At 68.7% G+C, this 12,657-nt stretch carries 10 protein-coding genes; 6 read left to right on the forward strand and 4 right to left on the reverse strand.

The genetic code is table 11. The features are described from left to right. The first annotated feature begins 13 nt into the window (after positions 1-13). The 4 genes from BWR60_RS37075 to BWR60_RS15695 all read left to right on the forward strand — a co-directional run bounded on the left by BWR60_RS37075 (position 14) and on the right by BWR60_RS15695 (position 3,583). Positions 14-154 carry a hypothetical protein gene (locus tag BWR60_RS37075; RefSeq protein ID WP_179221785.1) on the forward strand — a complete coding sequence of 47 codons (141 nt, stop codon included), beginning with the start codon at positions 14-16 and terminating at the stop codon, positions 152-154. Further along, the gene (locus BWR60_RS15685; protein WP_144445630.1) at positions 154-768 is read left to right on the forward strand and encodes a hypothetical protein; all 615 of its coding nucleotides are present in this window, start codon (positions 154-156) and stop codon (positions 766-768) included. The genes BWR60_RS37075 and BWR60_RS15685 overlap by 1 nt, the downstream gene beginning before the upstream one ends. Before the next feature lie 111 nt (positions 769-879). Then, the gene (locus tag BWR60_RS15690; protein ID WP_088151961.1) at positions 880-2,265 is read left to right on the forward strand and encodes an aldehyde dehydrogenase family protein; all 1,386 of its coding nucleotides are present in this window, start codon (positions 880-882) and stop codon (positions 2,263-2,265) included. Positions 2,266-2,413: 148 nt separating this feature from the next. Next, positions 2,414-3,583: an iron-containing alcohol dehydrogenase gene (locus tag BWR60_RS15695; protein WP_218823517.1), complete on the forward strand. Its 1,170-nt coding sequence runs from the start codon at positions 2,414-2,416 to the stop codon at positions 3,581-3,583. A gap of 56 nt (positions 3,584-3,639) precedes the next feature. On the opposite strand, the gene BWR60_RS37080 is transcribed toward BWR60_RS15695, so the two are convergent. Beyond that, on the reverse strand, positions 3,640-3,786 hold the full coding sequence (locus BWR60_RS37080; protein ID WP_179221786.1) for a hypothetical protein: 147 nt from the start codon (positions 3,784-3,786) through the stop codon (positions 3,640-3,642). Positions 3,787-3,986: 200 nt separating this feature from the next. Here BWR60_RS37080 and BWR60_RS15700 point away from each other — a divergent pair, with 200 nt between their 5' ends. Together BWR60_RS15700 and BWR60_RS15705 are read left to right on the forward strand one after the other, a co-directional pair. Further along, positions 3,987-5,237 carry an efflux RND transporter periplasmic adaptor subunit gene (locus BWR60_RS15700; protein ID WP_088151962.1) on the forward strand — a complete coding sequence of 417 codons (1,251 nt, stop codon included), beginning with the start codon at positions 3,987-3,989 and terminating at the stop codon, positions 5,235-5,237. Between the two features lie 22 nt (positions 5,238-5,259). Further along, positions 5,260-8,397, forward strand: a complete 3,138-nt coding sequence (locus BWR60_RS15705; protein ID WP_088151963.1) for an efflux RND transporter permease subunit — start codon at positions 5,260-5,262, stop codon at positions 8,395-8,397. 578 nt (positions 8,398-8,975) lie between these two features. Here BWR60_RS15705 and BWR60_RS38680 read toward each other — a convergent pair. From BWR60_RS38680 to BWR60_RS15715, 3 genes are all read right to left on the reverse strand, one after another. Continuing rightward, a complete protein-coding gene (locus BWR60_RS38680) occupies positions 8,976-9,737 on the reverse strand; it encodes a hypothetical protein (RefSeq protein ID WP_088151964.1) in 762 nt (253 codons plus the stop codon). Positions 9,738-10,045: 308 nt separating this feature from the next. After that, a complete protein-coding gene (locus BWR60_RS36370) occupies positions 10,046-10,450 on the reverse strand; it encodes a hypothetical protein (protein ID WP_179221787.1) in 405 nt (134 codons plus the stop codon). A gap of 684 nt (positions 10,451-11,134) precedes the next feature. Next, on the reverse strand, positions 11,135-12,637 hold the full coding sequence (locus tag BWR60_RS15715; RefSeq protein WP_088151965.1) for a M81 family metallopeptidase: 1,503 nt from the start codon (positions 12,635-12,637) through the stop codon (positions 11,135-11,137). Positions 12,638-12,657 lie beyond the last annotated feature (20 nt).

Raw genomic sequence — 12,657 nt, forward strand, 5'->3', positions numbered from 1 at the left:
TCGGCATGGCCCGATGACGCTGGAGCAGAGCGTGCTGCGGGTCGAGGAGGCAGCGGAGTTGCGGCTGGTCGCCTATATTCCGGTCGACGATGACAGCCGCCGGATCGTGGCGCGGCTGCGGCAAGAGTGGCGGCAACCCAAGGAGCATGGATGATGTCGGAGCCGGATGGCGCCTTTCTCAAGCTGCGGATCGCCCGGTCCGACCTCGTCCGCTGGCTGGACGCGCCGCCCGCTCGGGCGTCGAGCTGGCTCGACTGGCGGGATATCGGCGGCCAGTGGTATTTCGGTGGTGGCCCTGAGGACATCCGCACCGTCTCCATGGCGCAGCTGCTGCGCACCATCGCGGAATGCGACGCCGCCGTGGCCGGCATCGCCACCAACCGGCAGGCGCTGCGCGGCATCCTCGACGCCGCCGAGGCCCCCCAGCTCCGGCACGCGGCCTATGATCCCGGCACGCAGGATTTCGTCGCCGGCACCCTGACCTATTCCGAGAACCTGAACGATTTCATCGTGTTCCTGGCGATCATCCGGGGCGCGGCCGCCTTCCTGGCGCCGGACGGGCACGGCATCGCCGTGATCCACAACTACCTCTGGGGCGACGAGGACGAGCAGATCACCCAGGCGGCGCTGCACCTCGGCCCCGGCAACGCCTCCGGCTTCATGGACGAGGCCGAGGGCCGCAGCGCCGGCGGCGCCTTCCAGGCCCTGGCCGACCGGATGCTCGATCAGGCCGGCCCGCCCGCGGACGAGCTGGACTCGCTGCGCTAGCGCCATGCGCCATGCGCCGGACGCGGCCCGGGCCGGGCGGCGATCCCTCTTGGGAAATCCCGGCCGATGGCCCCAAGATGCGCGCCGCAGAGAGGCTTTTCGAGACCCCGAATGACCCAGATCCTGAAGACCATCACGCCGGTGAACGGCGGCATCTATGTCGAGCGGCCGCTGGCCACCCCGGCCGAGGCCGAGGCGGCGTTGGCCCGCGCCCGGGTGGCCCAGGCCGAGTGGCGGCGGGTGCCGGTGTCGGAGCGGGCGCGCCTGCTGTCCGCCGCGGTCGACGCCTTCGTCGCCGCCGGGCCGGAGATCGCGCGCGAGATCACTTGGCAGATGGGCCGGCCGGTGCGCTACACCCCCGGCGAGGTGCGCGGCTTCGAGGAGCGGGCGCGCTACATGATCTCGGTGGCCGAAGGCGCCCTGGCCGATGTCGATGTCGGGCCGAAGGAAGGCTTCCGCCGCTTCATCCGGCGCGACCCGCTGGGCACGGTCTTCGTCGTCGCCCCCTGGAACTACCCGTACCTGACCGCGGTCAACGCCGTGGTCCCGGCGCTGATGGCCGGCAATGCGGTGATCCTGAAGCATTCGCACCAGACGCCGCTCTGCGCTGAGCGCTTCGCCGAAGCGCTCAAGAACCTGCCGCCGGGCGTGTTCCAGCACCTCCACGCCGACCACGACACCACGGCGAAGATGATCGGCAGCGGCGCGGTCGACTTCGTCGCCTTCACCGGCTCGGTCCCCGGCGGCAAGGCAGTCGAGGCCGCGGCGGCCGGCCGTTTCGTCGGCGTCGGGCTGGAGCTCGGCGGCAAGGACCCCGGCTATGTCCGCGCCGATGCCGACCTGAAGCACGCCATCGACACGCTGGTCGACGGCGCCTTCTTCAACTCCGGCCAGTCCTGCTGCGGCATCGAGCGGATCTATGTCCACGCCTCGGTCTACGATTCCTTCGTCGAGGGCGCGGTCGAGCTGACCAAGCAGTACGTGCTGGGCGACCCGACCGAGGAGGCGACGACGCTGGGACCCATGGTCCGGGCCTCGGCCGCCGATTTCGTGCGCGGCCAGACGGCGGAGGCGGTGCGCCAGGGCGCCCGCGCCCTGATCGACGCCAAGGGCTTCGCCGCCGACCGGCCCGGCACGCCCTATCTGGCGCCGCAGATCCTGACCGGCGTCGACCATTCGATGCGGGTGATGACCGAGGAGAGCTTCGGCCCCGTCGTCGGCATCATGAAGGTGGCGTCGGACGAGGAGGCGGTGCGGCTGATGAATGACAGCCCCTACGGGCTGACCGCGTCGGTCTTCACCCGCGACGTCGACGCCGCCATCGTCCTCGGCGACCAGGTGGCGACCGGCACCTGGTTCCTGAACCGCTGCGACTATCTGGACCCGGCCCTGGCCTGGACCGGCGTCAAGGATTCCGGCCGCGGCTGCACCCTCTCGGCCCTCGGCTACGATTATCTGACCCGGCCGAAGTCGTTCCATCTGCGGCTGCCGGGGTGAGAAAAGCCCGACTGGCTTCTGTATTTTAGTCTTGTCATTGCCGGGCTTGACCCGGCAATCCAGGGGCCGCGGGGCCGGCTCTTGCGGCCCTGGATGCCCGGGTCAAGCCCGGGCATGACACTGGGAAAAGCCGTCAACGACAGGGCGGATGAAGGCGACGATGCTCAAAGGCAACTGGAACTACCCGACCGCGGTGAAGTTCGGCCCCGGCCGGATCAAGGAGCTGCCGGACCTGTGCAAGGCCCATGGCCTGACGCGGCCGTTGCTGGTGACCGACCCCGGCCTGGCCAAGCTGGCGATGATCGCCGATGCCGTCGCCGCCAACGAGGCCGCCGGTATCCCGACCGCGGTGTTCAGCGACGTCAAGCCGAACCCGACCGGCAAGAACGTCGCCGACGGCGTCGCCGTGTACAGGGCCGGCGGCCATGACGGCGTCATCGCCTTCGGCGGCGGCAGCCCCCTGGATGCCGGCAAGGCCATCGCCTTCCACGCCGGCCAGTCGCGGCCGCTGTGGGATTTCGAGGATATCGGCGACTGGTGGACCCGCGCCGATGCCTCCAAGATCGCTCCGGTGATCGCCATCCCGACCACGGCCGGCACGGGGTCGGAGGTCGGGCGTGCCGGCGTCATCACCGACGAGGATGCGCATGTGAAGCGCATCATCTTCCACCCGAAGATGCTGCCCGTCGTGGTCATCGCCGATCCGGAGCTGACGGTCGGACTGCCGCCGAAGGTCACCGCCGCCACCGGCATGGATGCGCTGGCGCATTGCCTGGAGGCGTTCTGCGCCCCCGGCTTCCACCCGATGGCCGACGGCATCGCGCTGGAAGGCACCCGGCTGATCCGCGAATGGCTGCCGGTCGCGGTCAGCGACGGCAGAAACCTCGAGGCGCGCGGCAACATGCTGGTGGCCGCCAGCATGGGCGCCACCGCCTTCCAGAAGGGGCTGGGGTCGATCCACTCCCTCGCCCACCCGCTGGGCGCCCTTTATGACGCGCATCACGGCCTGCTGAACGGCATCCTGATGCCCTACTGCATGGTCCACAACAGGGACGCGATCGAGGGACGGATGGAGCGGCTGGGCCGCACCATCGGCCTGTCGAAGCCCAGCTTCGACACCGTCCTGGTCTGGGTGCTGGACCTGCGCCGCGAGATCGGCATCCCGCACACGCTGAAGGAGATCGGCATCGGCGACAACCGGGCCGAGGAGATCGGCCGGATGGCGGAAGCGGATCCCTCCACCGGCAGCAACGCCAAGCCGGTCAAGGCCGACGATCTGCGCGCGGTGTTCGTCGACGCGGTGAACGGGCGACTGTAAGGCCTTCGCTCCCGGTGTTGTCATCGCCGGGCTTGGCCCGGCGATGCAGGGGTTGCTCAGCAGCCGAAATATTGATCCGTCATGGCGAGCCCCGAAGGGGCGTGGCCATCCAGGGCCGCTCGCGGTGGCCCCTGGATGGCCACGTCGCTGCGCTCCTCGCCATGACGGAGAAGGGGATCGAAGAAGGCGATCTCTCGGGCCATCGAGGCCCTCCCCTTCGCCTCTTTCTCCCCGGCTACGGCTGCGCCGGATGCCCTCTACTCGTGCGGCATTTTGCATTCCGTCGCACGTGACGCATTGAAAATTATTAACCCCATCGCACTGCACATAAGTCTTACAAGTTGGTCAGGCGCCGGGGGCGGGTGGGCCTTTGCCGGTGCGTTCCGGTTTCGGGATTCTGGCCATGAAGCGCTCGGTTATGGGGGTCGTCGCGGTCCTCGGCATCGCCATTGCGGCCATCGCCTGGCAGCGCTTCGGCAATGCGGACGCGATCGAGCGCAGCGGCAAGGCCGCCGAGGCCGGCGGCCAGTCCGGATCCTCGAAGACTGCCGGCGGACGGTCGATTCCGGTCGTCACCGCCTCGGTCGAGCAGAAATCCGTCGCCACCGCCATCTCCGCCATCGGCACGGTCGAGCCGATCTCCACCGTCCTGGTCAGCTCGCGCATCGACAGCCAGGTCATGCAGGTCCATGTCGCCGACGGCCAGACCGTCCAGGCCGGCGACCTGCTGTTCACCCTCGACGACAAGCCGGCCAAGGCCGCGATCGCCCTGGCCCAGGCCAACCTGGCCAAGGACCAGGCCGACCGCGACCAGACCGCGGGGGATGTCGAGCGCGACAAGCCGCTGGTCAAGACCGGCGCGGTCTCGCAGCAGGCCTATGACCTGGCGGTCGCCGCCGCCAAGCGGGCGGAGGCCAGCGTCGCCGCCGACCAGGCCAATCTCGACCAGGCGCAGCTGACCCTGTCCTACACCCAGATCCGGGCGCCGATCACCGGCCGCCTCGGCGTCGTCTCGGTCACCGCCGGCAACCTGGTCAAGGCCAACACCACCAGCAGCAACTCCAACAGCGGCGCCGTGACCAGCCTGGTCACCATCACCGAGGTGAACCCGATCCGCATCGCCTTCACGGTGCCGGAGCGGAACCTGGACGCGATCCGCGCGGCGATGACCGGCCCGACCCCGCCGAAGGTCGAGGCCTTCGACAGCGACGGCCGGCGCCGCATCGCCAGCGGGCAGCTGAGCTTCATCGACAGCACGGTCGACACCCGGTCGGGAACGATCCCGCTGAAGGCGACCTTCGACAACGCCGCCTTCGCCCTGTGGCCGGGGCAGTTCGTGCGCGCCTCGCTGCAGCTCGGCACCCAGGACAACGCCATCACCGTGCCGACGGTGGCCCTGCAGGCCGGCCAGGACGGCGCCTTCGTCTTCGTCGCCAGGCCCGACGGCACGGCCGAGGTCCGGCAGGTCACGGTGGCGCGGACGGTGGGTGACACCGCGGTGGTCGCCGAGGGGCTGAAGCCGGGCGAGAGGGTGGTGACCGAGGGCCAGCTGCGGCTGATGCAGGGCAGCCGCATCAGCGAGAAGACGGCCGGCACGCCGACCGCGACGCCGCCGCGCGCCGACGGCGTCGCCTCCGCCGTCAGCCCGACCTGATCCGGGCGCGGAGGCCACGGCCATGAACCTCTCCGAGCTCTGCATCCGCCGCCCGGTGATGACGACCCTGCTGACGGGCGCCATGGTGCTGGCGGGCCTGTTCGCCTTCGGCCAGCTGCCGATCGCGGCACTGCCCAACACCGATTTCCCGGTGATCAACGTCTCGGCCAGCCTGCCCGGCGCCAGCCCGGACACGATGGCGAGTTCGGTGGCCACGCCGCTGGAGAAGCAGTTCGAGACCATCGCCGGCATCCAGTCGATGTCCGCGACCTCGGTCCAGGGCGCGACCACCATCACCCTGGAATTCGACCTGAACCGCGACATCGACGCGGCCGCCGCCGACGTGCAGTCGGCCATCACCGCGGTGCAGCGCAAGCTGCCGCCGGAGATGACGTCGCCGCCGAGCTACCGCAAGGTCAACCCGGCCGACGCGCCGATCCTGCTGCTGTCGGTCAGCAGTGACACCCTGCCGCTGGCGACGCTCGACAACTATGCCGAGCAGGTGATCTCGCCCAGCCTGTCGACGCTGAGCGGCGTGGCCCAGGTGTCGATCTATGGCAGCCAGAAATACGCCGTCCGCATCCAGGTCGACCCCGACGCGCTGAACCATCGCGGCATCAGCGTCGACGACATCCAGAAGGCGGTCGCCGCCGCCAACGTCAACACCCCGGTCGGCACCCTGCAGGGCCCGCAGCAGCAACTGATCCTGCAGGCCGACACGCAGATGTACGACGCCAAGGCCTTCGCCGACCTCATCGTCGCCTCCCCCAACGGCATGCCGGTGCGCCTCGGCGACGTGGCGAAGGTGATCGATTCGGTCGAGAACGACCAGACCGCCAGCTGGTTCGACCAGAACCGGTCGATCGTGCTGGCCGTGCAGCGCCAGCCGGACGCCAACACCGTCGCCATCGTCGACTCGGTGAAGGAGCTGCTGCCGAAGTTCAGCGCCGACATGCCGCCCTCGGTGAAGATCAGCGTGCTGAACGACCGGTCGACCTCGATCCGCCAGGCGGTGACCGACGTGCAGTTCACCCTGGGGCTGACCATCGCCCTGGTGGTGATGGTGATCTTCCTGTTCCTGCGCCGGCTGTCCGCCACCATCATCCCGACCGTGACGGTGCCGATCTCGCTGATCGCGACCGTCGCGGGCATGTATCTCTGCGGCTTCTCGATCGACAACATCTCGCTCTTGGGCCTGACGCTCTCGGTCGGCCTCGTCGTCGACGACGCGATCGTGATGCTGGAGAACATCGTCCGCTACATCGAGGAAGGGATGAAGCCCTTCGAGGCGGCGCTGAAGGGCAGCCGGGAGATCGGCTTCACCATCCTGTCGATCACCCTGTCGCTGGTCGCGGTGTTCATCCCGGTGCTGCTGATGGGCGGCGTGGTCGGCCGCATCTTCAACGAGTTCGCGGTCGTGGTGACCATGTCGATCGCGGCGTCGGCCTTCGTGTCGCTGACGCTGACGCCGATGATGTGCTCGCGCTTCCTGCACAGCCATGACGAGGAGAAGCCGGAGGGCGCGCTGGGCCGGACGCTGGAGCGCGGCTTCGACGCCATCCTCGGCTTCTATTCCCGCACGCTGCGCTGGTGCCTGGCGCACCGCCCGGTGATGCTGCTGGTGTTCTTCGGCACCATCGCCGGCACCATGCTGCTGTTCCAGGCGATCCCGAAGGGCTTCTTCCCGACCGAGGATCTGAGCCAGATCCTGGTCACCACCCAGGCGCGGCAGGACGTGTCCTTCGACGCCATGGCCGGGCTGCAGAGCCAGGTCCGCGACGTGTTCCGGAAGTCGCCCTATGTCGATCACGTGGTGTCCAGCATCGGCACCAACGGCTATGGCGGGACGCTGAACTCCGGCCGCCTGTTCGTGCAGCTGAAGCCGAAGGAGCAGCGGCCGCCGCTCGACGCCGTGATCTCCGACCTGCGGCGGCAGCTCGGCCAGGTCTCCGGCATCGACAGCTACATGGTGCCGGTGCAGAACCTGCGCGTCGGCGGCCGCACCTCCTCCGCCCAGTACCAGTTCGTGATGCAGGGGCTGAACCAGCAGGAGCTGTACAGCTGGGCCGGCAGGATGACGACCGAGATGCGGAAATCGTCGGTGCTGCAGGACGTGGTCAGCGACCTGCAGCTCAGCGCCCTGCAGGCGACGCTGAAGGTCGACCGCGACAAGGCGGCCCAGCTCGGCGTCACCAGCGACGCGCTGCGCTCGACCCTCTATGGCGGCTTCGGCACCGAGCAGATCTCGACCATCTTCACCTCGGTCGACAGCTATGAGGTGATCCTCGAGCTCGACCCCGCCTTCCCATGGACGGCGGATTCGCTCGACAAGATCTATGTCCGCTCCTCCAACGGCGACCTGGTGCCGCTCGGCGCCTTCGCCACGGTCGAGCGCACCGCCGGTCCGCTGTCGGTCAACCAGCAGGGCCAGCTGCCGGCCGTCACCATCTCCTTCAACGTCGCCGGCGGCAAGTCGCTGAGCGACGCGACGGCGGAGATCGACCGGATCAAGGCCGAGATCAACCTGCCGGTGACCATCACCACCGCCTATGCCGGCAACGCCCAGGTGTTCCAGCAGTCGCTGCAGAACCAGGGGCTGCTGCTGCTCGGCGCGGTGCTGACGATCTACATCGTGCTCGGCATCCTCTATGAGAGCTTCACCCACCCGCTGGTGATCCTCTCCGGCCTGCCTTCGGCGGCCATCGGCGCGCTGGGCACGCTGATGCTGTTCCGCACCGACCTGTCGGTGATCGCGATCATCGGCGTCCTGATGCTGATCGGCATCGTCAAGAAGAACGCGATCATGATGATCGACTTCGCGCTGAACGCGCAGCGCAGCGAGAAGCTGACGGCGCGCGACGCGATCTACCGCGCCTGTACCCTGCGCTTCCGGCCGATCATGATGACCACCATGGCGGCGCTGATGGGCGCGCTGCCGATCGCCGTCGGTCAGGGGGCGAGCGCCGAGCTGCGCCAGCCGCTGGGCCTGGCCGTGGTCGGTGGGCTCGTGGTGTCACAGATGCTGACGCTCTACATCACCCCGGTCTTGTACCTCTATGTCGAGGACCTGACCCACGGCGCCCTGTCCTTCGGCCGCTGGATCCGCCGCGGCGGCAAGGGCGCGCCGGCCAAGGGTGCCGCTCACGCCCCGGCGGAGTAGGCGTCGCCGGAGCCGGCCCCTCACCCTCCCGCCGCCAACGCGGCGCGGCGGGCCCCTCCCTCTCCCCAACTAAGGTATTCACACATCTATCGAGTGCAGTGCGCGTTGCCTCTCCCGCTTGCGGGAGAGGCCGGAGACGCGAAGCGGCTCCGGGTGAGGGCTTTGCGGCGGCGATACCAGGATCATCGCTTCAGGACAGGATGGATCCTGCGCTTGCTCATGGCGAGGTCCGTGTGCTTGGCGAGACCGCTGGCCCTCACCCGGACATCCTTCGGATGTCCGACCTCTCCCGCAAGCGGGAGAGGCAATCTGTTCGTAGACCCGCCGTTCGCTACCGACACTCGATGTGTAGACGCCGTAGCTCTCCCCAAGGAGAGGGGAGACACAGCCGCGGCCCTCTCACCTCTCCTTGGGGAGAGGTCGACATCGCGCAGCGATTTCGGGTGAGGGGGAGAGCGGCCCGGCAGGCTTCTCAATGCCGTCGGAAGAATGCAGGCCCAGCGTGCGGGCGTGATGCCAGGCGCGGGCAGCCGGCGGCGCCCGGCACGGGTCATCCGTGCCGGTGTCTTTCCGCCCAGTCATGCATCCAGTCGTCGGCGGTCGTGCTCCCGGCCCTGGCGCTCGGCCGGATCCGCGCCGGGCGGCGCCGTCGCAGGGGGGCCGGACCCTCCCTGCCCTCCTCCTGCAGGAGGCAACGGAACCGATCGGGGCGGCGCCACGGCGCCTGCGGGCGGGCCGGAGGCGCCGTACCCATCCCTGGGCGGGCCGGAGGTCCCGCGGGCCTCCCCGGCGGCCGGGCTGGCCTTGCCGGTCCCGGCCGGCCCGGCGCCGCCGGGCCGGTGCGGCGGCAGGCCGAGGTCGCGGCGGAGCCGGGCGATCAGGACGTCGATCGGCAGGGCGGTGTCGGCGAGGTCGGCATCGATGCGCTCGTCCTCGGCCAGCCGTTCCCAGAGATCGGCGGTCAGCCGCTCCCTGGCCTCGGGCCTTTCAGCGGCGATGGCGCGGGACATGCGTTCGCCGACGGCACGGCGCCGGCGGTCCTTCTCGTCCTGCCGCCGGTCCTTGTCGGCCGCGGCCTCGCGCTGGGCCTCCTCGCGCTGCTCCCGCAGCTTCAGCTTGAGGGCGATGGCGCGGCGGATGCCGAGGAAGAGGCTGCTGAAGCGGGTCTCCGCCTCCCCGGCGCGATCGAGATCGCCGGCCTCGAGGGCGGCGACGCCCTGGGCCTGGAAGCCGCGGGCCAGCCCGAGGGCGAGCTCCGTCAGCTCGGACAGCACCGCGGCCTCATCCGTGGCCGGCGAAGCGGCGGGCGGAATCTCGGCTTTGATCGCATCATCGACCATGCCCAAATTAGAACAAAACACGAACACATAGTCAAGCGAAACCGTTCCGATCAATCGTCGGGCGCAACGTCGGGGTCCGGCAGTGCTGGATGGCCACGCCCCTGCGGGGCTCGCCATGACGGTTCCTTTTCATGGACGCCGTGCCAGAGCGATGAGGACGCTCGACGCCCGGCTCGGCGAACCATCTGCCGCGAGTGCCGGTCAGCCGATCGAAGAACTGCGCCATCCGCTGACGCTGCGCGGCGTCGGACAGACGGCCGGGGCGCCCATCGAACAACCATCATGTTCCGCACCGCCGGCGTTAAGCCTCACGAGTTCGTCGCGACGTCAGAGCGTCGAATGCGCTGCCGCCAATGCGACAAACGCCGCTGTGTCGCATTCTTGATCAGGTGGACTGACGTCCAATAGAAAAAGGATTTCTTATTTCTTGGGCGAAGAAGGTCCAGTATTGGGAGGACCGGATGAAAAACATACCAGATCATTACCACAGTCGCAGTAGATTTTTGCGCCCCCATCCAGATCTTGGCAAGCCTGCTCAGTGCCGTCAGAACAATAACCGCCAACCGTCCACCCGCAATAATACCCACCGCATGACGTGCATTTTCCTGGGCAATCACTTGCGCTGCCGACCGGAACGGGATGGCTGGTAACACAATTTGGAAGTTTTTGTGCTTCAATAACACCGCCACACACATCCAAATATTGCTCCACATAGTGGGGATCTTGAGTGACACTGGTCCCGGTGAGTTGGAATTGAGAGCCCGGGGGAACTTTTATGTCTTCTATACCACAATCGTTGTCGGCTATAGCAGCCTGACAGTCAGATAGGACGTTATTCTTTGCCTCACCTAACGTGGTATACCGGTATTTGAGACAATGCTCACCGATTGCCACGGTCTGTTGTTGTTGACCGTAAGAGGGCTCCGTGATGGCGCTCAATATCGCGAGAGCCGCGAATAATTTGAGGTATTGGCGCATAAGGACACCTCACTCGGGGAGCGGCATATGCGATAAGTTCACTATGGTCGCGAATAAATAGAAACGCAAACACCAAAAATAGAAGAAACTCATCAAATATATGATTGATAAAGATAAAATTAGAGCAGGATGGCGCAGTGCGAGGATTGCAGACTGGCTAGACGGCGACAATCTGCCCTTCCCGATCAGCCGGGCCTGCTAGAGGGCGCCCGGAGGCGGCGACGCCCGCTTCGAACTTGGCCTTGCCGCGCCGGCCCTTCCGCGGATCACCGAGATGTCGGTATCGAAATCGAGACCAGCGAAAAGCTGATGCCGATGCCGTTCTTCCCCAGCTGCCTGCGGGTGAAGTCGGGGTTGGTGCGCTCTCCGACAACGGGCGGCATCGGCATTGTCGAGGAGCACGTCGCTCTGCCCCGCTCCTACGGCCGCCGGAAGAACTTGGGCCCCAGCGGCCGCAGGCGGACGCCGTCGCGCAGCCGGGTGAAGGGCTGAGCCGCGGGGTCGGCCAGGTTCGGGCCCGGCGCCTCGACCACCAGCACCGCCTCGGCGATCGGCTCGAAATCGGCGCGGAAATGCACCGAGCTCTTCAGCGCCAGGATCTTCTGCGCTGCCGGCTCGACCCCGAGATGGCGGAACATCGCCTGGTCGGCCGCCTGCTGCTTGCGGCTGGACACGGCGACGCGCACTCCGCCCGGGTGACGCAGCAGCGCCATCGGGCCGAGCTGCATGCGGTTGCCGCCATAGAACGGCCCGGTGCCGATGAAGCGGCCGTCGCCCAGCGCCTCCACCGTCCATTCCGCCCGCAGCGGCTCCTGCCCGCGATAGGCGGTGCCGGCGCCGATGCCGCGATCCAGCACCGCGCCCACGCCGGCCGCATGCGCCGCCTCGGCCGTCGCGGCGTCGGCCAGCAGGCCCAGCACCGCGCCCTCGGCCCCGCCGCGGATCAGCGCCTCCAACAGCACCACCCCGTCGGATTCGGCGCCGCCGCCGGGATTGTCCTGGGTGTCGGCCAGCACCACCGGCCGCGCCGCCCCGGCCGCCCGGCGCCGCGCCTCGGCCACCGCCGCGTCGGGCTGCAGCAGCACCGGCACGAAGTCCGGCTCCGCCGCCGCGATCGCCGCCATCATCTCGTCCACCGCCGCGGCCAGCGCCGCGGGATCGGCGCCGTAGCCGACCAGGCTGGGCCCGCAATCGGCGAAATCCGCCGCCGGGAATCCCATGGAGAGGCCGAGCGAGACGCCGTGCCGGCGCTCCAGCTCCGCCAGCAGCGCATAGAGGCGCCGCGCCGGGTCGGCCAGCGTGCACTGCGCCACCAGCGACACCAGGAACTCCGCCTGCCGGAATGCCTTGCCCGGCCGCCAGCCGGCCAGCATCCGGTCCAGCAGCGCCGCCGCCCGGGCCCCGGTCTCGGCCATGTCGACATGCGGGTAGGTGCGGTAGGGCACCAGCAGGTCGGACAGGTCGGCCATCCGCGGCGTGACATTGGCATGCAGGTCCAGGCTGGCCACCACCGGGATGTCCGGGCCGGCCACGGCGCGGATGCGGGCCAGGATCTCGCCCTCCCCGTCCGGCACGCTTTCGGTCACCATGGCGCCGTGCAGGTCGAGATAGACGGCGTCGACCGGACCGGCGGCGCGCAGGTCTTCGGCCAGCATCGCCGTGATCCGCTCGAAGGCATCGTCGGTGACCGGCGCCGAGGGCGAGGCCGAGCACCACAGGAGCGGCGCGATCTCGTGCCCCGCCGCGGTGGCGGCCTCGAGGAATCCGGCGGCCGGCAGGTTGATCCCGGCCAGGGCCGGCGCCAGGGCGGCACCGCGCGACAGACCGGGCCAGCCATCGGCCGTCTCGAACTGCGCGAAGCCGGCCTTCACCGAGGCGAAGCTGTTGGTCTCGTGCTGGAACCCGCCGACCGCGATCCTCATGCGCCCCACTCCCCTCCGGT

Source organism: Inquilinus limosus (assembly GCF_002195995.1).
GTDB classification, from domain to species: Bacteria; Pseudomonadota; Alphaproteobacteria; order DSM-16000; family Inquilinaceae; genus Inquilinus; species Inquilinus limosus_C.